The sequence below is a fragment of the Variovorax glacialis genome (assembly GCF_051216375.1).
Lineage (GTDB): Bacteria > Pseudomonadota > Gammaproteobacteria > Burkholderiales > Burkholderiaceae_C > Variovorax.
On sequence record NZ_JBPJZT010000010.1, the window covers coordinates 56,606 to 77,884 of the forward strand.

20 protein-coding genes and 2 pseudogenes are annotated in these 21,279 nt (G+C 66.7%); 11 read left to right on the forward strand and 11 right to left on the reverse strand.

The genetic code is table 11. From position 1 onward, the window contains the following. Positions 1 to 80: 80 nt before the first annotated feature. The 5 genes and pseudogenes from ACSFBL_RS24400 to ACSFBL_RS24420 all read right to left on the reverse strand — a co-directional run. A complete protein-coding gene (locus tag ACSFBL_RS24400) occupies positions 81 to 524 on the reverse strand; it encodes a hypothetical protein (RefSeq protein WP_435518397.1) in 444 nt (147 codons plus the stop codon). A gap of 168 nt (positions 525 to 692) precedes the next feature. Beyond that, complete coding sequence (locus tag ACSFBL_RS24405; RefSeq protein WP_435518398.1) at positions 693 to 1,385, reverse strand: hypothetical protein; 693 nt, start codon at positions 1,383 to 1,385, stop codon at positions 693 to 695. Further along, on the reverse strand, positions 1,382 to 2,398 hold the full coding sequence (locus ACSFBL_RS24410) for a type VI secretion system protein TssA (RefSeq protein ID WP_435518399.1): 1,017 nt from the start codon (positions 2,396 to 2,398) through the stop codon (positions 1,382 to 1,384). Before ACSFBL_RS24410 ends, ACSFBL_RS24405 begins: the two co-directional genes overlap by 4 nt. Before the next feature lie 78 nt (positions 2,399 to 2,476). Further along, complete coding sequence (gene tssG / locus ACSFBL_RS24415; protein ID WP_435518400.1) at positions 2,477 to 3,637, reverse strand: type VI secretion system baseplate subunit TssG; 1,161 nt, start codon at positions 3,635 to 3,637, stop codon at positions 2,477 to 2,479. Then, a pseudogene (locus ACSFBL_RS24420) lies at positions 3,637 to 4,224 on the reverse strand (type VI secretion system baseplate subunit TssF); the annotation flags it as partial. The pseudogene ACSFBL_RS24420 and the gene tssG, both read right to left, overlap by 1 nt. A 58-nt stretch (positions 4,225 to 4,282) precedes the next feature. Between ACSFBL_RS24420 and ACSFBL_RS24425 the strand changes: the two are divergent. Further along, positions 4,283 to 4,923 (forward strand): annotated as a pseudogene (locus ACSFBL_RS24425) (VTT domain-containing protein). Positions 4,924 to 4,928: 5 nt separating this feature from the next. On the opposite strand, the gene glmS reads toward ACSFBL_RS24425, so the two are convergent. After that, positions 4,929 to 6,809, reverse strand: coding sequence for a glutamine--fructose-6-phosphate transaminase (isomerizing) (gene glmS / locus ACSFBL_RS24430; protein ID WP_435518401.1), 1,881 nt, complete (start codon positions 6,807 to 6,809; stop codon positions 4,929 to 4,931). Positions 6,810 to 6,913: 104 nt separating this feature from the next. Here glmS and ACSFBL_RS24435 point away from each other — a divergent pair, with 104 nt between their 5' ends. Further along, the gene (locus ACSFBL_RS24435; protein WP_435518402.1) at positions 6,914 to 7,432 is read left to right on the forward strand and encodes an Lrp/AsnC family transcriptional regulator; all 519 of its coding nucleotides are present in this window, start codon (positions 6,914 to 6,916) and stop codon (positions 7,430 to 7,432) included. Positions 7,433 to 7,539: 107 nt separating this feature from the next. On the opposite strand, the gene glmU is transcribed toward ACSFBL_RS24435, so the two are convergent. Then, complete coding sequence (gene glmU / locus ACSFBL_RS24440) at positions 7,540 to 8,961, reverse strand: bifunctional UDP-N-acetylglucosamine diphosphorylase/glucosamine-1-phosphate N-acetyltransferase GlmU (protein WP_435518403.1); 1,422 nt, start codon at positions 8,959 to 8,961, stop codon at positions 7,540 to 7,542. On the opposite strand from glmU, the gene ACSFBL_RS24445 reads away from it, so the two are divergent. Together ACSFBL_RS24445 and ACSFBL_RS24450 are read left to right on the forward strand one after the other, a co-directional pair. Then, positions 8,960 to 9,844, forward strand: coding sequence for a DUF6279 family lipoprotein (locus ACSFBL_RS24445; RefSeq protein ID WP_435518404.1), 885 nt, complete (start codon positions 8,960 to 8,962; stop codon positions 9,842 to 9,844). The genes glmU and ACSFBL_RS24445 overlap by 2 nt on opposite strands. 89 nt (positions 9,845 to 9,933) lie before the next feature. Next, positions 9,934 to 10,866, forward strand: a complete 933-nt coding sequence (locus ACSFBL_RS24450; RefSeq protein ID WP_435518405.1) for a hypothetical protein — start codon at positions 9,934 to 9,936, stop codon at positions 10,864 to 10,866. 109 nt (positions 10,867 to 10,975) lie between these two features. On the opposite strand, the gene ACSFBL_RS24455 is transcribed toward ACSFBL_RS24450, so the two are convergent. Both ACSFBL_RS24455 and ACSFBL_RS24460 read right to left on the reverse strand, forming a co-directional pair. Next, a complete protein-coding gene (locus tag ACSFBL_RS24455) occupies positions 10,976 to 12,247 on the reverse strand; it encodes a polysaccharide biosynthesis protein (protein ID WP_435518406.1) in 1,272 nt (423 codons plus the stop codon). 106 nt (positions 12,248 to 12,353) lie between these two features. Further along, complete coding sequence (locus ACSFBL_RS24460; RefSeq protein ID WP_435518407.1) at positions 12,354 to 13,055, reverse strand: Crp/Fnr family transcriptional regulator; 702 nt, start codon at positions 13,053 to 13,055, stop codon at positions 12,354 to 12,356. A gap of 161 nt (positions 13,056 to 13,216) precedes the next feature. On the opposite strand from ACSFBL_RS24460, the gene ACSFBL_RS24465 reads away from it, so the two are divergent. Continuing rightward, complete coding sequence (locus tag ACSFBL_RS24465) at positions 13,217 to 13,609, forward strand: BLUF domain-containing protein (RefSeq protein WP_435518408.1); 393 nt, start codon at positions 13,217 to 13,219, stop codon at positions 13,607 to 13,609. A 1-nt stretch (position 13,610) separates the two neighbouring features. Here ACSFBL_RS24465 and ACSFBL_RS24470 read toward each other — a convergent pair whose 3' ends face one another. Then, on the reverse strand, positions 13,611 to 13,940 hold the full coding sequence (locus ACSFBL_RS24470; RefSeq protein ID WP_435518409.1) for a DUF2917 domain-containing protein: 330 nt from the start codon (positions 13,938 to 13,940) through the stop codon (positions 13,611 to 13,613). Between the two features lie 150 nt (positions 13,941 to 14,090). On the opposite strand from ACSFBL_RS24470, the gene ACSFBL_RS24475 reads away from it, so the two are divergent. After that, a complete protein-coding gene (locus ACSFBL_RS24475; RefSeq protein WP_435518410.1) occupies positions 14,091 to 15,074 on the forward strand; it encodes a LysR substrate-binding domain-containing protein in 984 nt (327 codons plus the stop codon). A 106-nt stretch (positions 15,075 to 15,180) separates the two neighbouring features. Here the strand turns inward: ACSFBL_RS24475 and ACSFBL_RS24480 are convergent, their stop codons facing one another. Beyond that, on the reverse strand, positions 15,181 to 15,798 hold the full coding sequence (locus ACSFBL_RS24480) for a 5-formyltetrahydrofolate cyclo-ligase (RefSeq protein ID WP_435518411.1): 618 nt from the start codon (positions 15,796 to 15,798) through the stop codon (positions 15,181 to 15,183). A 9-nt stretch (positions 15,799 to 15,807) separates the two neighbouring features. Here ACSFBL_RS24480 and ACSFBL_RS24485 point away from each other — a divergent pair, with 9 nt between their 5' ends. From ACSFBL_RS24485 to ACSFBL_RS24505, 5 genes are all read left to right on the forward strand, one after another. Then, positions 15,808 to 17,829: a lytic transglycosylase domain-containing protein gene (locus ACSFBL_RS24485; protein WP_435518412.1), complete on the forward strand. Its 2,022-nt coding sequence runs from the start codon at positions 15,808 to 15,810 to the stop codon at positions 17,827 to 17,829. A 43-nt stretch (positions 17,830 to 17,872) separates the two neighbouring features. Then, entirely contained in the window at positions 17,873 to 18,544 is a 672-nt protein-coding gene (locus ACSFBL_RS24490) for a mechanosensitive ion channel domain-containing protein (protein WP_435518413.1), read from the forward strand. 21 nt (positions 18,545 to 18,565) lie between these two features. Beyond that, positions 18,566 to 19,126, forward strand: coding sequence for an MgtC/SapB family protein (locus ACSFBL_RS24495; RefSeq protein ID WP_435518414.1), 561 nt, complete (start codon positions 18,566 to 18,568; stop codon positions 19,124 to 19,126). Positions 19,127 to 19,214: 88 nt separating this feature from the next. Further along, positions 19,215 to 19,898 (forward strand): glutathione S-transferase family protein, encoded by a 684-nt coding sequence (locus ACSFBL_RS24500; RefSeq protein ID WP_435518415.1) that lies wholly within the window; start codon positions 19,215 to 19,217, stop codon positions 19,896 to 19,898. Between the two features lie 29 nt (positions 19,899 to 19,927). After that, entirely contained in the window at positions 19,928 to 21,196 is a 1,269-nt protein-coding gene (locus tag ACSFBL_RS24505; protein WP_435518416.1) for a multifunctional CCA addition/repair protein, read from the forward strand. The last annotated feature ends 83 nt before the right edge of the window (positions 21,197 to 21,279 follow it).

The following is a 21,279-nucleotide window of genomic DNA, read 5'->3' on the forward strand; positions in this document are numbered from 1 at the left end:
TCATGAAAGCGTCGACAACCGCGGTGAAGCAAAGCGCCACCGCACGACTGGCGCCGCGAGCGCCGCGTTTCAATGAAAGATCAGAGAGGAGGGGCCGTTTCCGGCGGTCGACTGCGCCAGATGGCAGTGAGCGGCGGCGCACCGCTCGCAGGTGACACCCTGGGGACGGGGACATCGAGCAACGCCTGCACGCATTGCGCGACCTGCACGATCAACGGCGTCGCCAGGAGGATCAGGCTCATGAAAGCCGCGATCCCGCTCAGCAGCGTCAGCGGCATATCCATGCTTGCAGTGGTCGGGACGAAGAGCGTGACTTCGAGCGCCATCGGAGTGTCGGCATCTTCGTCAGGCTGGAAATGCGCAGTCGCATCGGAAAAGCGGACGCTCACGTGCTCCTGCGGAACGATCCCATCGACGTCGAAATGCACCGACAGGAACGGTTGGATCGAACACAGCAAGACCAGCAGCGCGAACCACCAGGCGCGCAGCCGGATGATGCGTTGGAGGGAGTGTGCCGTGAGCATATTGAAATGCTATGACATGGACCTGTGCGCAACCTGAACGAAGGACATGCGTGCGCGAAACCGATCGTCACGCCACTTCGATCCGCACTTCGTGGCGCCTCGCGGCCTGACAGGCGCAGCAGTTCCGGCGGCTCACGACGCTCAACCTGGACGTTTGCCCGACGGCGTTCAAAGACTGCGCCAGACCGGCTTTTTTGGCGCCGGCAATACTCGTTTTCGCTGCTTGCCGGGAACCGGCAGTTCAGCCGGCAAGGCATCGATCTCTTCGTCGCTGAGCTCCGGTCCGCTCTCGTCGGCATGGAGAACGGGTTGCGGCCGCGGCAGCGGCGTGTGCACTAGCTCAGGCGGCCGTGCCGACACCGCAGGCGCGGGCATAGCCGACGCGCCGGACGCCGGTGGCCGCTGCGGCCGCTCCGGCGATTCGAACGCCACGCCAGGAGCCACTTCGGCTGACCACGCCTCCAGCACGCGCAGCAGCGTGCGGAACTCGCTTGACCGGCGCTCGTCCCGTTCGGCCTGCCAACGCTCTTGCGAGCATGCCCGGGCTTTCTCGCGCTCGACCTGTTGCTGGGTGTGGAATTGGAGTTCGATCTGGATGGCCTGCTGCACGTACTGCGGGATACGCTGGAGCAGCTTCGCCTCGATACCGGACAGCTCGGACGACACAGAGGCCTGAACGACCTTCATGAGTTCGGTGTCGCGGTCCACCGCATCAGCTGGCAAGTCCGCGCGGGCAGGAGGCGCTTTCGCAGCCGCTGCGGCAACACTGCGCGCATACAACCAAGCGCCCAGCACGGCACCGAGGATCCCCAGGGCAAAACTGCCGAGTAGCAAATAGGTTGCCGATGGCGTCATGCTCATGCCGACAGTCCTCCCGGGGGAACGACATCTTCGCCGGCCTCCCACTTTTGCAGCAGGTCGAGCGGAATCGCATCGACCACCTGGGAGAAGCGTTTGCCAACCACGCGCTCAGCCTGCTTGAGCAATACCGCAACAGGGCTGCTGGGCTCATGGATCTCGAACCACTCACGCGCGGCGCGAATGGTCTGCGCGACATCGTCGCGGGTGGCTGCGGGCAAAAAAGGTAACGGCTTCGAAGATGCGGGGGTGCGAGGAAATGCAGTCATGGGGCCAGGACTTCCGTGCAATCCCGCAGGCATCGACGAGGTCTCTGAATCGGCCTCGCGCAACCGGTCGTGCGCCGTGAAAAGATCGAGCACGCGAATCAGCGCATGAAGCGGCGGCGCATCGCCGCCCAATTGCGCCTTGCACCACTCGTCAATCGCACGGGCATGCAGGGCGGCTTGCCCAAGCAGGTTGATGGGGGACTCAGCATTGCCGACGGCACGCAACGCTTCGAGCTGCCGGTTCACGGATTCCGGACTCTGAGCGTCCGCAGACTTCGGCACGGCAAACGCTCGCTCCACATCGCGCACGCTCAGCCGCAGGGCGGTGCTGGAGGCCACGACGACGTCGCGCACGTCGCTCATCAGGCCTTCGGGGTCGGCCAGTGCAGCGAGCGCATTCGCACGCACATCGGGGTCGCTTTGGCCTTCGATGACGGTCTGCGGATGAACGGCTTCCGGCCATTCCCGCAGCACGGCCGCCAGCATGGCGAGCGTCTGCGCCAGACCCGCGGCCTGACCCAGTCGTGCGCGGGCACGACAGAGCCAGACGAACAGGTTGATGTCTTTGGTGCGCAGCAGGAGCCGACGGCAAGCCCGTTCGATCTCGGCCCACACAGGCGCCCCTGCGGCGTCGACGAAATCGCCGTATTGCGCATCGCCGCGCGGCGTCATGCGAGACAGCAGGATCGCGTACTCGGCGTCGTATTCGAGACTGGCGCCGCACGGCGCATCGGTGCTGATCGGCAAGAGCCATTCAGGGACCGGGTCGGAGGAACGGATAGAGGGGGCAAGCTGAGGCATGAACGCAAGTTGAAATGAATTGAGTCAATGGACGGCTGCACCGGAGCGGTGGTGCGCGCCGACGTACTGCTCGGGCTCGAAAACGAGGCCGACGGCATAGTCCTGCGCCGCTGCTGCCGTCAGTTGGACGCCGGCTGCGGCACCCGGCACGACGTCTTCGGAGCCGCCGAGCCACGTCGACCAGCCGAGCTTTTCCTTGTCTTCGAGGCGTGCGGCCGGAGCACTGTCTTTGCTCACGCGCAACTCGACCTCCCAGACAAACTCGTAACCGACGAAGCCACGCACCCATTCGACGAGCAACGGCAGGTCCTTGCCTTGCGGCGTGAAGCGCAGGTATTGCTCCAGGCTCAACGGACCGAGCACGATCCGGAACTTGTTCTGCCGGTCGGCCACGACTTCGCCCGCGATCGCGCCCATGCCCATCACGCTTGAGGTGCGCGGTGTGCCGAGGCGCGTCTGGTCCTCCTGATCGATACGAATCCAGTGCAGCACGAACTCGTTCAACTCCACCGGCACGGCGAAGAAGCGCGCGAGCGAGCCGGCCAGGCCATCCGGGTTGCGGGCTTCGCGCGTGAGGTGTGTCGATGCGGCCAGCCGCGCATGCGAGGGCAGCACCGAAGCTCGGATCTCCAAGGGATCATGCCCCGTGAGGTGCGCGACGTAGCGGCTGAAGGTCTCGTCACCCGGCCGGTCGAGACCCGCCGCCGACTGGCTCTGCGCCCACGCGCGATACATGTGCGTGAGATAGCGGTGATGAAAGATGTCGAGAAAGTCGGCGAGCGTGCCGTCGTTGTAGTTTTCCGTTCGCTCGCGGACCCATTCCGTGTAGTGCAGCGGCAGGGGGCCATTGGGGCCGAGCAGCCCGAGGCCAAAGAGCCGCACGGTCGGCACGGACGCGTTGTTGCCCTTCCGTGCGGGCGAAGCACCCACGCCGGCTGTCGCCCCCCCATCGAGCGGCAACGCCACTTCGGCGATCTCGCGCGGTGCAAAGGTCAGCGCCGCAGTCTGGCCGAGCCGGAAAGGCTCCTGCTGCGGCCGGCTGGCCAGCCCGATGCGCGGCTGGCTGGAATGAATGGCGCCGAGGCGACGCATGAGCGTGGTGAATCCGAATTTCCATGGCTCGCGGCGCAAGCGCACCAGCAGTTCCTGCAAGCCGAGGGCGATTGGATCGCGATCCCGCCGCATCAAACGACCCCTCTTCCGCCCATGCGAACAGGCCAACTCGCGACGGTGCCGCGCTGCATGGATTCGAGCACCGTCTGTGTGAAGACGTTGATGCTGACGTGGCGCGCGAGATAGTGTTCCAGTACCAGCCCGAACAGATAGGGACTCGTTCCGGAGAAGCCTTCCTCGTCCACGATCAGTGTGCAGCGCACGCCCCGCCCGTAGATCAACGGCCCGGCGCCGGGCAGGCGTCGCGTCACCGGCTCGATGCGCGAACCCACCAGGCTTTCGATCTGCCGGCGCTGCACTTCGTTGTCGGTCGTCACGAACAGCCGCAGCATGTCGCGCAGCGCCTGCGCGCCCTCGCGGTGCGGCATGTCCGCGAGCGGGAGATGGTTGAAACCCAGTTGTCGAATCAGTCGCCATGCCATCTCGCGCTGCGCGAACGGTGACTTGGGCGTGCTCGGCGGGCGGATGAGGCCGACCCCGGACACCGGGATGGAATCGGCAACGGCCAGGTCGTTCTCGCCGTTGCGCGGAACCAGGCACGGCAGATCGCGATTGGTCAGCAGTGCGGTGACGGACAGGTGGTGGATCGCGTCGGGGTAGAGGCGCAGCCTTTTCTTGAAGCGCATTGGACTCGTCACCACGGAACCAATGTGAACCCTGCACGTCGACCAACACCTCGAAGCCTTCGTCATCGCCTACGGCACCTGGGTGTACGCGTTGCTGTTCCTGATCGTGTTCGTCGAGACCGGGCTTGTCGTGATGCCGTTTCTTCCGGGCGACTCGCTGCTGTTCATCGTCGGCGCACTGTGCGGCGCCGGGCTCATGACTTTCGGGCTGGCGCTGCCGATCCTGCTGCTGGCGGCAGTTCTCGGCGACCAACGCAATTTCAGCCTCGGGCGGTACTTCGGCCCCAAGGTCTTTCAGTGGGAAAACTCGCGCTGGTTCAACCGCCGGGCCTTCGAACAGGCGCATGCCTTCTACGAGCGTTACGGCGGCGTCACCATCATCGCCGCACGCTTCCTCCCGTTCATCCGCACCTTCGTGCCGTTCGTGGCGGGGTGGCTGACATGTCGCGCGGAAAGTTCACGCTCTTCAACGTCGTGGGTGCGCTGCTGTGGGTGGCGAGCCTGTGCGCCATCGGCTATTTCTTCGGCAACCTGCCGATCGTCAGGGACAACCTCGACAAGGTGATCTGGGCACTCATCCTGGTGCCGGGGCTGCTCGCGTTGTTCGGCGCCTGGCGTGCCTGCAGGCGCTCCTCCTCCTCCTCCTCCGTCCTCCGCGCCACTGTCCATTGAGTGCCCTACTCAACCGTCACACTCTTGGCCAGGTTACGCGGCTTGTCGACGTCCGTCCCTCGTGCACATGCCGTGTGATACGCCAGCAACTGCAACGGCACCACATGCAGAAGCGGTGACAGCGCCCCATAGTGCTCGGGCATGCGGATCACGTGAATCCCCTCGCCGCTCTCGATGTGCGTGTCGCCGTCGGCCAGCACGTAGAGCACGCCGCCGCGCGCACGCACTTCCTGCAGGTTGCTCTTGAGCTTTTCGAGGAGCGCGTCGTTCGGTGCGACCGCGACCACCGGCATCTCGCTCGTGACCAGTGCGAGCGGACCGTGCTTGAGTTCGCCGGCCGCATAGGCTTCCGCGTGGATGTAGGTCACTTCCTTGAGTTTGAGCGCGCCCTCGAGTGCGATCGGGTAGTGCAGGCCGCGGCCGAGGAAGAGCGCGTTTTCCTTGCGCGCGAAGTCCTCCGCCCAGCTGATGACCTGCGGCTCCAGCGCGAGCACGGATTGCAGGGCCACGGGCAGGTGCCGCATCTCCTTCATGTAGCGCGCTTCGTCCTCTTCGGCGAGACGTCCCTTCGCTCGCGCCAGCGCCAGGGTCAGCAGGAAGAGTCCCGCGAGCTGCGTCGTGAAGGCCTTCGTCGACGCCACACCGATCTCGACGCCGGCGCGCGTGATGTAGGCGAGCTTGCACTCGCGCACCATCGCGCTGGTCGCGACGTTGCAGATGGTCAGCGTGTGCTCCATGCCCAGTGACCTCGCATGCTTGAGCGCAGCCAGGGTGTCGGCGGTCTCGCCCGACTGGCTGATGGTCACCACCAGCGTCTTCGGATCGGGCACCGAATCGCGGTAGCGGTATTCGCTCGCAATCTCGACCTGCGTCGGGATCTTCGCGATGCCTTCGAGCCAGTACTTGGACGCGCAGCCGCTGTAGTAGCTGGTCCCGCACGCAAGGATCAGCACTTTGTCGATGTCGTTGAAGACGCGCCATGCCGCCGCGCCCGGTTGTCCGTCGGTGCCGACGCCATCGAACAGCTCGGGCACGATGCCCTCCACGCCTTCGAGGGTGTCCGAGATGGCGCGCGGCTGCTCGAAGATTTCCTTCTGCATGTAGTGGCGATAGGGGCCGAGCTCGGCCGCGCCGCTGTGCGCCTGCACCGTGCGCACGACGCGGGTCACGGGCTTGTGCGCGCGGTCGACGATCCAGTACTTGCCCGGCTGGATGTCGACCACGTCGCCTTCTTCGAGATAGACGATCTGGTCCGTCACGCCGGCCAGTGCCATCGCATCGCTCGCGAGGAAGTTCTCGCCCTCCTCCTTGCCGACGCCGAGGATCAGCGGCGAACCCGCGCGTGCCCCCACCACGCGGTGCGGCTCGTCGCGGCAGATCGCGGCGATGGCATACGCACCCTGCAGCTGCTTGACGCTCGCCTTCACCGCTTCGAACAGGTCCCCGTCGTAGTGGCTGTCGATCAGGTGCGCGATGACCTCGGTGTCGGTCTGGCTCGTGAAGTCATAGCCCTTGGCCTGTAGTGCCGCACGCAGCGCTTCGTGGTTCTCGATGATGCCGTTGTGGACCAGCGCGACGCGGCCTGGACGGGCCGCCTGGGCATCCCCGCCGGGGCCATGGCTGAAATGGGGATGGGCGTTGTGCACCGCAGGCGCCCCATGCGTGGCCCAGCGCGTGTGCGCGATGCCGGTGGTGCCTTCGATGTGATCGTCCCGCACCTGCGCCAGAAGCTCCGCGACCCGAGAGGTCGTGCGGGCCCGCTGAAGGCCGCCAGCATGCACGGCGACCCCGCAGGAGTCATAGCCCCGGTACTCGAGGCGCTGCAGGCCCTGAACAAGGACGGGAACGATATTGCGTCCGGAAACGGCGCCGACGATGCCACACATAACTGCTCCTGCGATTGGAAGTGAAGCGATGTTAGGACGTTGTTGAAGAAATTATTCTTCAACGGTCCCAAATTGTTGACTGATAATTTCACTAATCCGCCGCGTTGCACTATTCTTTCAACAATAACAATTCTGTGAAATTTTCAGACCTCGACCAGATTGACCTTCAACTGCTCGACGCGCTTCAAAAGGACGCCGGCCAAAGCAACCAGTCGCTTGCCGAGCGCTTCGACATTTCACCGCCCACCTGTCTGCGGCGGGTCCGCCGTCTGCGCGAATCCGGCTGGATCGAAAGCGAAGTCGCCATCCTCAGCGCAGACCGCGTCGGCCCCCTGCTCACCGCCGTCGTCGAGGTATCGCTGGACCGCCAGGACGCGTCGGCCCTGGACGCTTTCGAGGAGCGCGTCGCCCCCGACGCCGCAGTGCAGCAGTGCTACCGCGTCTCCCCGGGACCGGATTTCGTCCTGATCGTCACCCTGCGCGACATGCCCGGCTACCAGGCGCTCGCGCAGCGCCTCTTCACGAGCGACGCCAACGTCCGCAACGTAAAGGCCTTCTTCAGCATCCACCGCGCCAAGTTCTCCCCCCGCGTGCCACTCCCCTCCCCCAACGAGGCAAGGTAAGCGCGCAATCCCAGAAACACCGTGGAACCGGCTTTGCCGGGCCACCGGTGTTGCCCCCGGCAGGGGGTAGGCGAAGCGACACGAAGTGCGCGCAGCCTGGGGGCGAGCTATTTTTTTGGTCGTTTCCAGTTGGCGAAGCTCGTCTGGCGCGCCCGCGAAATCGTCAGCGCCCCGGGCTCCGTGCTCTTGGTCACCGTCGAGCCGCCGCCGATGGTGCCGCCGGCACCGATCGTCACCGGCGCGACCAGTACGCAATTACTCCCCACATGCACGTCGTCGCCGATGATCGTGCGGTGCTTGAAGGCGCCGTCGTAGTTGGCCGTAATGCTGCCTGCGCCGTAGTTGACGCGCTCGCCCACCGTGGCGTCGCCCAGGTAAGCGAGATGGTTCGCCTTCGCGCCGGCCGCGAGGGTCGAGTTCTTGACCTCGACGAAGTTGCCGATATGCACCTCCGCGCCCAGCCGCGCGCCCGGCCGCAGCCGCGCGAACGGACCGATCAGCGAGCCCCTTCCCACCGTCACGCCGGCCTTCTCGCCGTCGATATGGGTGAAGGGATGGATCACCGACCCGCTCTCGACACGGGCATTCGCAATCACGCAGTTCGCCCCGATGCGCACGCCGGCACCCAGGGACACGGCACCCTCGAACACGCAGTTGACGTCGATCTCGACATCCGACTCGCACGCCAGCGTGCCGCGCAGGTCGAAGCGCCCCGGGTCGGCCAGCCGGACACCCTGCACCATCAGCGCGTCCGCCTGACGACGCTGGTAGGCGCGTTCCAGCGCTGCAAGCTGCGTAGGGCTGTTCACGCCGGCCACCTGCAACGCATCGTCCGTGCGGTGCGCGACGACGGGCACGCCGTCGACCGTCGCGAAGCCCACCACGTCGGTGAGGTAGTACTCGCCCTGCGCGTTCCTGTTGTCGAGCCGGCCAAGCCACGTCTTCAGGAGACGCGCCGGCACCGCCATGACGCCGCTGTAGATCTCGTTGATCGAACGCTGGGCTTCGCTCGCGTCCTTTTCCTCGACGATGGCCTGCACCTCGCCTTCGCCCTCCTGGCCCTGCGCGCGCACGATGCGGCCATAGCCGGTCGGGTCATCGACGCAGATGGTGAGCAAGGCGAGGCGACGGCCCGCGCTCTCGGCCACGAGCGCGCGCAGGGTGGCGTCGCCGATCAGCGGTACGTCGCCCGACAGCACCACCACCGTGCCATCGTCCGGCAACAGCGGCGCGGCCTGCTGCATGGCATGGCCGGTGCCGAGCTGCGGCACCTGGCGCGCGAACTGGGGAGTCACGCCCGCCACGGCGCCGTCGAGCGCGGTCTCGACCTCGGTCGCGCCATGGCCCGTCACGACGACCACGTTTCGTGCGCCGATGCGCCCCGCCGTGTCGATCACGTGCGTGACCAGTGCACGCCCGCCCAAACGATGCAACACTTTCGGCAGGCTGCTCTTCATGCGCGTGCCTTTTCCGGCCGCCATGATGACGACGTCGACCGGGCCCTGGTTGTCTTGCGGAGTCTGATTCATGCCTCTTTCCCGAATGCGTTGCGCGAAGTTGGCGCGGATTATCGGCGTGCTGGCCCTCGGCGCCGTGCTGGCCGCGTGCAGCGCGATCAAGCTCGCCTACAACAACCTGCCGGAAGTCAGCTACTGGTGGCTCGACGGCTACGTCGACTTCGACGGCACCCAGACGCCCCGCGTGCGAGACGAACTGGAGAGGCTGCTGGCCTGGCACCGCCAGAACGAACTGCCCAAGATCGTCGGCCTGCTCCAGCGGGCGCAGGTCCTGGCGCCCAACGACATCACGCCGGAGCAGACCTGCGAGATGGTGAGCGAGATCCGCACCCGGCTGCTGGCACTGGCCGAACGTGCGGAGCCGGCCGGTGCCGAACTCGCGGTGAGCCTGACCGAATCGCAGTTGCAGCAGCTCGAACGCAAGTACGTCAAGATCAACGCGGACTACCGCAAGGACTGGCTCGACCGCAGCGTGGCCAAGCAGCACGAGAAGCGCTACGAGCAGTTCCTGGACCGCAGCGAGGATTTCTACGGCCGGCTCGATGACGATCAGCGCGATCTGCTTCGGCGGCAAGTGGCGCGCTCGGTGTTCGATCCGCGGGAACTCGATGCGGAGCGCAAGCGGCGCCAGCAGGAGGCATTGACGTTGCTGCGCCGGTTCTACGTGCAGAAGACCTCGCCCGCCGATGCGCAACTGGCGTTTCATGCCTACGTGATGCACATCGCGGACCCCCCGCCGGGGCCCTGGCGCGACCGGCAACGCGCGCTCCAGGCGGAGGCCTGCCGCGACATCGCCGAGTTCCACAACCAGACCAGCACCGCCCAACGCGACAAGGCGATGCGGCGCCTGCAGGCCTACGAAGGCGACCTTCGCGACCTCGCCGCTTCGCAGTGACCGGCTGGAATACGCCGAATGGCACATGAAATCTGTCGCGACAAAGTACAACGTTTGTTTACACTTAGGCGGGACTCACTCCACCATCCATGAACATCACGCTCTGCACGCTCTTTGAAGGTAACTACCATTTCGGCGTCGCGGCGCTCTCGAATTCGCTGATCGCCTCAGGCTACGAGGGCGACCTCTGGGTCGGCTATCGCGGTGCGCTGCCGGGCTGGATCGTCGATTCGCCGGCCTTCGAGAGCGCCACCGGCCAGTTCCAGGTGGCCCCGACGCTCCGGCTGTGCATGGTCGAACTCGCGACGCCGCTGCACTTCACCTACTACAAGCCGACCTTCATCCGGGAGATGTTCGAGAAGCACGCGCCGGCTTCGACCATGGTCGCCTACATCGACCCGGACATCGTCCTCAAGTGCGACTGGCCCGCGTTCACGGGCTGGTTCACCGAGGACGGGATCTCGCTCGCCGAGGACGTCAACTGGTGCTTCCCGGCTCGGCATCCCAAGCGCCTGCTGTGGAACCGCTTCTTCGAACCACATGGCGCCACGCCCCGGCGCACGCTGGAGCGCTACTACAACGCCGGCTTCATCGCCGTCTCGCGCCAGCATCTCGAATTCCTGGACCTGTGGCGACGCCTGTGTGACCTGGTCGTGGCCTACAACGCCAATGCGAAGCAGCTCAAGGCGGGCGGCTCGGCCGCGCTGTTCCATTCGACGGACCAAGACGCCCTGAATTTCGCCCTCACCGTCTGCGAATCCCCGCTCAACACCGCCGGCCCCGAGGCCATGGATTTCGTCCCCGGCGGCTACTACCTCTCGCACGCCATCGGCTCGGTCAAGCCCTGGCACGGCGGCCACATCCGCCAGGCCCTGCGCGGCCGCCCCCCGACTGCCGCAAGCAAGTGGTACTACCGCTTCGCCAACGCCCCGATCAAGGTCTATTCCGACGGCGACCTGAAAAAGCGCCAGCTTTCCCTGAAGCTCGCCGCCGCCATAGGCCGAATCTACAAACGCACCTAACCCACCCAACTTCCAGAAACACCGCGGAACCGGCTCCGCCGGGCCGCAGGTGTTGCCCCCGGTAGGGGGTAGGCGAAGCGACACGAAGTGCGCGGAGCCTGGGGGCGAGCTAAGTTTTCCATTGCATCCAGCGGAGTGCAAGGAGCATGTACTGGTAGCCGAAGTTCGCGACGGCGGTCGCAATGCCGAAGCCGAGCACCGCGCGAAGGTCGCTCACGCCCACCACCGCGAGGTAGACCACCTGCGTGATCAGCGTCGCCAGGATGCTGTACGTCTGCCCGGAGGTGGCGCCCCGAACCGTAAGGGTGCGGAACGCAAATCCCGACGCGTTCTGCAGGATGGACGCCAGGAACACCATCCACACCAACGGCTCCATGCTGCGGTACTTCTCGCCCAGCAGCAGGATCCAGTACTGCGGAAGGAAGATTGCGGTCAGCAGGACCAGCACCATCATGCCGAGGTAAACCAGATGGCCCAGCAGCAGCATCCTGCGCAGCCTCTCCCCATCCGGCGCGCGCGCGATGACGGGGAACACCAGGATATTGGTCACCCGGTCCACCACCATGAGCACCATGGCGAGTCGCCCGAAGGCTCCCACCTCTGCCACCATCGTCGAAGTGCCGAACATCGAGACCAGGAACACGGTGATCACGCCCTGCACCTGGTAGAAGATCGCCGGCAGCACCAGCGGCTTGGCGATCTTGATCACCTGCGCATCCACGCGCCGGGCGTCCTCGGTGCCGAGCCGGGCGGAATCCACGATCTCGCGTGACCTGAACTCGATGCGATAGAGCGTGACGCTCACCAGGCTCGCGGCCGCGGTGGCCGCGACGATGCCGGCCACCGACCACGAAGTCATCGGCAGCAGCAGCACCGTGCCGACGAAGAGGATGCGCACGAAGTGCGACGAGAACGCGATCCGGTTCAGCGTCGAGATGTGGCCGAGGATCAGCAGTACCGTGCTGGCGAAGTGCTCCCGGAGCGACAGGAGCACGACCACGATCATGAACGCCGACGCCAGCAGGTAGCCCCCGCCGCCCCAGCCGTGCTCGCGCGACGTGACGAACCAGTAAGGCACCACGATGACCAGCCCCAGCGCCAGCAGCAGCCAGCGCTTGCGAAAGACCTGCTGGCAGGCCCCGACCACCCACGGCACCTCGGTCGTGCGCTGCCCGACCACCGGCAGGCAGCAGTGCGCGAGCCCCAGGTCGGTCACGCCCAGGATGAGCGTGATGCAAGCCACCAGGAAGGTGTAGGCGGCGTACTGGTCCTTCGGCAGCACGTTGACGATCAGCAGGCCGGCGATGCCGCCGACAGCCACGCCAAAGGTCTCGACACCGCCAACCATGGCGATCTGGCGCAAACGGGCAAGGAGCTTCACAGGCGGGGGGCGTCGGTCATTGGGAATGGCCGGCGATTGCCGGGCTGACAGGCTGCCGGGGGTTCCGGCAGGCCTCTACGATAAGCGATGGCGTCCGGATTCCGCGTCAGATCAAAGGCGTCGGGCGCATGGGCCGTTCGAAATAGTCGCCGAGCCGTTCGAGGGAATGCGGCTCCATGATGCGCAGCCAGCCGCTGTCGAGCTTGTGCAGGCCGAGCCGCTCGAGGCGGCGCAAGGTCTTGTTGGTGTGTACCAGCGACAGCCCCAGCGCATCCGCGACGTGCTGCTGGCTGAAGGGAAACTCCGCCCAGCCGTCGCGCACCATGCCCACGCGCTCCGCACGGCGATACAGGTGCATCAGCAGCATGGCGACGCGCTCGCTGGCGTTGCGCCGGCCGGCGGTGACCAGGTAGTCGTCCACCATCTTTTCCTCGCGCGCGGCGAGCCAGGTGATGTCGTAGCCGAGCTTGGGGTGCGAATGGAACAGTTCCCACAGCTTGGCGCGCTCGAAGGCGCAGAGCGTGACGCCCGTCACGGCTTCCACGCCATGGGTCTGGCCGTCGGCGAATTCGTCCTGCAGACCGATGAAATCGCCCGGCAAAAGAAAGCCCAGGATCTGCCGGCGCCCATCGCTGAGGGTCTTGTAGCGGAAGGCCCACCCCGAATAGAGCGTGTAGAGCTGGGTGCTGGCACGCTGCTCGTCGATGATCTGCCGACCGGCATCGACGATGCGCGTGCCGCTGCGAAACGATTCGATCGTGCGCACTTCGTCCGCGGTGGCGGGCACGAAGGCGGGATTGATGCGCAAGCCGCACTCGTCGCAGGGATGGGCGCAGCGAGGGGGAGAGACGGGAGCTGGATAGTCCTCGAATTTCACCTGAACACTATAGGCCCGGTGCATGTGTCTTTTGACATTTCGGGCGGCATTTCCCCCTCCTAAACTCGCCACGCCTTCTCATCTGACGCCGAATGCACCTTCGAGAAATCCTCTACAGCAGCCTGCTTGCCCCCCATCAGCCGACCGCCGTCGTCGGCCAGTTCGTGACACGCGCACGTCTCCGGAATGCGGAGAACGGGATCACGGGCCTGCTGGTCTTCGACGGCATGCGCTTCTGCCAGCATTTCGAGGGGCCCGCCGAGCAGGTGGCCGCGCTCATGCGCCTTCTCGAAGCCGACCGGCGCCATGAGGAAGTGAACGTGCTGTACGAAGGGCCGCTGCAGCAACGGCGCTATCAGCGCTTTGAACTGGGCTTTGCCGAGGTCGACGACCACGACGACCTGGCGGACATCAGCGTGATGCGAGGCGCCGAGGCGCTGCAGCGCTTTCTGGCGCTGCGGCCCCGGTTCGACGTCTCGGGCTGAATCAGCCCGCGTGGACCGGCGTTGCGGCGTCCCAGCTGTAGGTCGCGCCGCTGCCGTCCCACGGCTCCATCACGATGCGTTCGCCGGCGGCAACGGCCAGCGATTCGCCCGGTGCCAGCACCAGGTCCTCGCTGCCCGAATGGGCGGTGGCATCGCGGGTGACCCAGACGCGGCCCTGCCGGATGCGCAGCACGCTGGCGCCGGAAGCCCTGAGACTCATCGCGTGGCCGGCTTCCAGCTGCCAGGCACCGCGGCGCACGGCCGGAGGCACGGCGGCGGCGCGGCCCAGTGCGACGGACGGAAGCGAAGAAGAGGTGTAGACGGCAGACATGGTGGACTCCTGGGAGGAATTTGAAAACGCACAAATGGCGCGCTTCGGGAATGAATGATCCGCCCGTCCTCGTTGGCAGTCCAATGAAAACGGGGTAGCCTACTGATTCCGGTTTCGCATCAATCCATGCGCCGGCAGCCACTTCCCGCCATGCTCCATTCGCAAACCCATCTCCGCTCCCGGCCGATCTCCGCCGGCCATCTCCGCGCGTTCGAGGCGGTCGCCCGCCACCTGAACTTTCGCGCAGCCGCCGAGGAAATGGCCCTGACCCAGTCCGCCGTCAGCCGGCAGATCCAGTCGCTCGAAGAGGAGGTGGGGGTGGGCCTTTTCCTGCGGCACACGCGCGCCGTCGAACTGACGAGCGCCGGCGCCCAACTGCTTCTGGCCGTCCAGCAATCGCTGCCGCGCATCGATGGCGCGGTGCGCCAGATCCGCCAGAACGCGGGTCGCAAGAGCGTCTCGCTCACGACCTTCGCCTCCTTCGCCTCCATGTGGCTAATACCGCGGCTGGAAGCCTTCCAGCGCGACAACCCCGAGATCGACATCCGCATCGACGCCAGCGACGCCGCGCTCGACATGGACATCGCGGACGTCGACATCGCCTTGCGCTACGGCCCGCGCGAGAACATGCCGGCCGGCTCCGTGCGCCTGTTCGGCGAGACGATCACGCCGGTGGCCAGCCCCTGGCTGATCAAGAGCAACCCGCAGATCAAGGGACCGGCCGACATCGCCAATTTCACCCTCATCGAGGCCGGCGACGCCCACCGCACCCACCTCGAATGGCTGACCTGGCGGCGCTGGTTCGAAGTCAACAACCTGTCGCGCGCCCAGCCGCGCCGCTGGCTCTACTTCAACTACGCCTACCAGATGGTCCAGGCCGCCCTCACCGGCCAGGGCGTGGTGCTGGCCCGCAGCTCGCTGATCGCGGAAAGCCTCGCCAACGGCGACCTGATCGAGGTCCTGCCGCACCACCGAATGGATTCACCCATGGCCTACTGGCTCATCACCGGTCCCCGAAGCGCCCCCCGCCCCGAAATCCAGGCTTTCAACGACTGGCTCCTGAGCCAGGCCATCACGACGCGCGAAACGATCGGCGAAGTCCCAGACCCCGACACCATTGATCAGATGGATTAGCTCGCCCCCAGGCTTGCCCACTTCGTGTGGCCGCCCACCCCCTGCCGGGGGCAACGCCTGCGGCCCGGCAAAGCCGGTTCCGCGGCGTTTCTGAAAGATGCGCGCCTCAGGTGATCGGCCAGACCACGCCGTTGTCGTTCAAGATCGCGTCCAGTGGCATGTCATGCGCCTCGGGCTCGAAGTCATCCAAAAAGCCGTTTGCGAAGCCCAGCCCCACGGTGAAAGGCCGCGGCTCCAGCGACGCCAGCGTGCGGTCGTAGAAACCGCCCCCGTACCCGAGCCGATACCCACCGGCGCTGTAGCCCAGGCAAGGCACGAACAGCAGCGTCGGCACGATGAGTTCGGTGTCCTTCGGCTTCGGGATGTCGAAGGCGTCGTTTTCCATCGGGCAGCCGGGATACCAGGAATGGAAGGTCAGCGTCTTGTGCACCCTGTCGACCTTCGGCAGGCCGATGCGCCGGCGGTGCGGCTCGTCGAGCAGTTCGCCGTCCTCTTTCCAGCGATGCAGCGCCGGCAGCGGGTCGAACTCGCCCTTGATCGGCCAGTAAGCCCCGATGACCGTGTCCGGGCGCCCCACGAGCCAGATGCGCATCACCCGCTGCAGCAGGTCGGCGCGCGCGAGACGGTCGGGCATGGCGAGGCGCTGTTCGATCAGCGCCGCACGCAGTTGTCCCTTGAGAAAAGTGGCAGTTGCCGAGGTGTCGGCACCCTTTGACTTGTCCATAATCCCCCGATGCAGTTCGCAAGCATTTTGGCATCCGCGCGCCGTCGGCCCCGCGCCTCTTTTTCCGCCCTCTCACTTTCGCTCGTTCTCGCTGCCGCGGCCATGCTCCAGCCGGCCCGCGCGCAGAGCGGCAACGACGACGTCCTGCTGCAGATGAAGCAGGCGGCACAGCGCGGCGACAAGGCCCGCCTGACGGCCCTGCTGCCCCAGGCCCGCGGCCATGCGCTCGAACCCTGGGCCGCCTACTGGGAGCTGAAGGCGCGCTTGACGGAAGCGAGCCCGCAGGAGGTCCAGGACTTCCTCGCCCGCTACCCCGGTACCTACCAGGAAGACCGCCTCCGCAACGACTGGCTGCTGCTCGCCGGCCAGCGACGCGACTGGGACAGCTTCATGACCCAGCACCCGGCCTATCGCATGAACGACGACGCCCAGGTGCGTTGCTACGCGATCCTGATCGACACGCTCCGCAACGGCAGCGCCACCCAGGCCCAGGCCGACGAGGTGCGGCGTACCTGGTTCGCCCAGCGCGAACTGGACGACGGCTGTCTCACCGCCGCCGACCGCATGATCGGCGCACGCCTGATGTCGCCCAACGACGCCTGGAAGAAGGCGCGCCTGTCGATCGAAGCCAACCGTCCGCAGGCCGCGCGCGCGGCGGTCTTGCTCGTCGCGCCTGACGCCGTCCCGCTGTTCGACGAAATGAACGCCAGCCCCGTCAAGTTCCTGACCGGGCGCGGCTTCGCCGTCGCCAAGTCGCGCCGGGAACTGGTCGTGCTGGCCCTCATCAAGATGACCGTCGCCGACCCCGAGATCGCGGCTTCGCAGCTCGAAAGCAAATGGGCCACGACGCTCTCCGCCGAGGAGCGCAACTGGCTCTGGGGCGCGATCGGGAGGCAATTCGCCACCAAGCTCTCGCCGATGGCCAACGTCTACTTCGCGAACGTCACGAAGATCGGCGACCTGACCGACGACATGCTCTCGTGGAAGGCCCGCGCCGCCCTGCGCGCCGGGGAATGGAAGCAGGTCCTGTCCGCCATCGACGCGATGAGCGACGTGCAGCAGATCGATCCCACCTGGGTCTACTGGAAAGGCCGCGCACTGACGGCCATCGGCGGCGACGATCGACGTGCCGAGGCGCGCACCCTGTACGAAAGCATCGCGGGCACACGCGGCTTCTACGAGTTGCTCGCCCTGGAGGAACTGGGCCAGCGCGCCGCCGTGCCGACCCGCCCCGCGCCGCTCACGCTCGAAGAGAAGGATGCCGCCCGCAACAACGCGTCGCTCCAGCGCGCCCTCTACGCGATCTCGATCGGCCTGCGGCCCGAAGGCACGCGCGAGTGGAACTACGCGACCAACCTGCACGACAAGGGCGGCATGAACGACCGCGACCTCCTGGCCGCCGCCGACCTGGCCTGCCAGCGCGAGGTCTGGGACCGCTGCATCAACACCAGCGAGCGCACCAAGGGCGTGATCGACGTCGACCAGCGCTTCCCGATGCCCTTCCGCGAGACCGTGGTGCGCAAGAGCCGCGAGATCGGCCTCGATCCGGCGTACGTCTACGGCCTGATCCGGCAGGAAAGCCGCTTCATCATGGACGCGCGCTCGGGCGTCGGCGCCTCGGGGCTCATGCAGGTGATGCCGGCCACTGCGCGCTGGACTGCCAAGAAGATCGGCATGGGCGACTTCACGCCCGGCCAGATCAACGACCGCGACACCAACATCACGATCGGCACCAACTACCTGAAGCTCGCCCTCGACGATTTCGACGGCTCGATGGCGCTTGCCGCGGCCGCCTACAACGCCGGCCCGGGGCGCCCGCGCAACTGGCGCAACGGCCCGACGATGGACGCGGCGATCTGGGCCGAGAACGTGCCCTTCACCGAGACGCGCGATTACGTGAAGAAGGTGCTCGCGAACACCACCAACTACGCCGCGGTGATCAGCGGCCAGCCGCAGTCGCTCAAGTCGCGCCTGGGCAGCGTGGGGCCGCGCAACACCGCCGAACCCGAGCCGAACAAAGACCTGCCGTGACGAATCGCGAACCGGCTTCGCCTGTCCCCACTGGCCGACTGTCATGAACCGGGCGCTGCAAAGCCTGCGCACCCGGCTGCCAGACTGGGTCAACGAATGGCTGGAGACCATCGTCCCGATCGTGGAGGTGGCGCTGATCCTCCTGGCCGCGTGGCTGCTGTACCGCTTCGTGCGCCGATTGATCGAGCGCGTGACCACGAGCTATGCGCTGCCCGAGGACGTGGCGCTGATCACTCGCCGCGCCTTCGGTTTCCTGCTCTACGGCGGCGCCCTGCTGTGGGCCCTGGAGCGGCTCGGCGTCTCGGGCACGGTCCTCTGGGGCGCCTTCACCGGCTTTGCCGCCGTCGGTGCCGTGGCCTTCTTCGCGGCGTGGAGCGTGCTGTCGAACATCTTCTGCGCGCTCCTGATCTTCACCACCCGCATGTTCTGGCACGGCGACACGGTCGAGGTGCTGGAAAACGGCGAGAAGCCCGGCCTCAAGGGCCGCGTGATGGACATCAACCTCGTCTACACCACGCTGCAGGAAAGCGGCACAGCGCAGGAAGGCACGACGCTGAAGATTCCCAACAGCATGTTCTTCCAGCGCGCCGTGCGCCGCTGGCATGGCATTTCCCCGGAGCTGCCGCGGACCGCCGACCTGCTTTCGCAGCGCCCCCACGACACCGCGGCCTCCGATCCACACATCAAACCCAGGGATACCGCGGAACCGGCTTAGCGAGGCGAGCTAGAGTCTTGCATGGCCACTTCTGTATGGACAGCGACCACCGAGGTGCTCGCCGCCGAGTTCTCCGACGTCCCTGACATCGCCCAGATGGTGCGCATCCTCGTGCGCCTGCTGCTGGCCGCCGTGCTTGGCTTCCTGCTGGGCTTCGAGCGCGAGCAGCACGGCAAGGCCGCCGGCGCGCGCACCCACATGCTGGTGGCGATCGGCTCGGCCCTCTTCGTGCTCGTTCCGCAGCAATCCGGCATCGTGCCGGCCGACATGAGCCGCGTGATCCAGGGCCTAGTGGCGGGCGTCGGCTTCCTGTGCGCGGGCACCATCCTCAAGCAGGGCCGCGACGAACAGAACGTGCAGGGCCTGACCACCGCCGCCGGTCTCTGGATGACGGCCGCGATCGGCATGGCTTGCGGGCTCGGGCGCGAGGTGACCGCGGTGCTCAGCGCGCTGCTGGCGCTGGCGGTGCTGGCGCTCGTGCCGCGGCTCGTGTCCACGCTCACGCGGCTGTTGGGTCCGCCATCGGACGAAACGCCGCCATCCCGCGTGATCACCGGCCCGGACGACACGCCCAGGCGCTGAGCATCAATTCCACGCCGCGATTGCATCAATCGCGCTGTTCGCCGCCGCTAGGATCGAAGGCTTTGCATCACTTCCGGAGTCTCCCGAAATGACACAGCTCTACATCGGCAACAAGAACTACTCGTCCTGGTCGATGCGGCCCTGGGTGCTCATGAAGCAGGCCGGCATCGCGTTCGAGGAAGTGATGGTGCGCTTCGACACCTTCGACGAGCACTCGAAGTTCAAGCGGACCATCCTGCCGCTCAACCCGACCGGCACCGTGCCCGTGCTCAAGGACGGCGACATCGTCGTCTACGACACCCTCGCCATCTGCGAATACCTCGCGGAGACGCATCCGGACAAGAAGCTGTGGCCCGCCGACAAGGCACGGCGCGCACAGGCCCGCAGCGCCTGCGCCGAGATGCACGCAGGATTCAAGTCGCTGCGCACCTACTGCACCATGAACATCGAGGCCGACCTGGGCCTGCAGGGCCAGCTGATCCTGCGCGACCAGCCCGGCGTGCGCGCCGACGTCGACCGCATCGTGCAACTGTGGAGCGGCCTGCTCGAAGCCCATGGCGGCCCGATGCTCTTCGGTGACTTCAGCATCGCCGACGCCTACTACGCGCCCGTCTGCACGCGCATCAAGACCTTCGCGCTGCCGGTGCCTCCCGCCATCTCGGCCTACATCGAGCGCGTGCTCGCCCTGCCCGGCGTCCAGGCGTGGATCGCCGACGCGCTGGTCGAGAAGGAATTCGTCCTCATGGACGAGCCCTACCGGCTGGCGCGCTGAGCGCTCCGGGGCGCCCTAAACTGCGCCTCATGCAAACCTATCTCGTCGGGGGCGCCATCCGCGATGCGCTGCTGGGCCGCCCCGGCAGCGATCACGACTGGGTGGTAGTCGGCGCCACGCCCGAACAAATGGTCGCGCGCGGCTTCCTGCCCGTCGGGCGCGACTTCCCGGTCTTTCTTCACCCCGAGACGCGCGAGGAGTACGCGCTGGCGCGCACCGAACGCAAGAGCGCCCCGGGCTATCGCGGTTTCGTCGTCCATGCGGCGCCTGACGTCACGCTCGAACAGGACCTGGCGCGGCGCGACCTGACCATCAACGCGATCGCGCTGCCCGAAGCGCGGATCAACGCCTCCGACCGGCTGGACCTGGACCCGACGGACCTGGTCGACCCCTTCCACGGCCAGCGCGACCTTCAACAGAAACGACTGCGCCACGTGACCGACGCCTTCCGCGAAGACCCGGTGCGCATCCTGCGCGTGGCGCGCTTCGCCGCGCGCTTCGCCGACTTCCACGTCGTGCCCGAAACGATGGCGCTGATGCGCGAGATGGTCGAGGCCGGCGAAGTCGATGCGCTCGTGCCCGAGCGCGTCTGGCAGGAACTCTCGCGCGGCCTGATGGAAGACAGGCCTTCGCGCATGTTCGAGCTGCTGCGCGCGTGCGGCGCGCTGGCCGTCCTGCTGCCCGAGGTCGACCGCCTTTGGGGCGTGCCGCAACCCGAAGCGCACCATCCCGAGGTCGACACCGGCGTGCACCTGATGATGGTGCTCGACATGGCCGCGCACCTGCATGCGCCGCTGGCAGTGCGCTTCGCCTGCCTCGTGCACGACCTCGGCAAGGGCACGACGCCGGCCGACGTGCTGCCGCGGCACATCGGCCACGAGCAGCGCAGCGCGAAGCTGCTGCGCGCGGTGTGCGACCGCTGGCGCGTGCCGGTCGACATCCGCGAGCTGGCCGACGTGGTCGCGCGCGAGCACGGCAACATCCACCGCAGCGCCGACCTCGCCGCCGCCGCGATCGTGCGCCTGCTGGAGCGCTGCGACGCGTTCCGCAAGCCCGAGCGCTTCGACGAGGCCCTGCTGGCCTGCGAATGCGACGCCCGCGGGCGCCTCGGCCTCGAAGGGAACCCGTACCCGCAGCGCACCCGTCTGCTCGCCGCGCTGGCCGCCGCGCAGTCCGTCGCCACCGAGCCGATCGCCCGCGAGGCGCAACTGGCGGGCGCAGCGGGTCCGAAGATCGGCGAAGCGATCGCCCACGCGCGCGTCGCCGCCGTCGCCGCGGCGCTGCCTTCCGCCCTCTGAGGCCGGCAACCCTCCTCCCGAAGGTGGATTGACGGCTTTGGCCGACGTGCCGCGCGGGGCGACTCTGCTATGGTTTTCCCTCC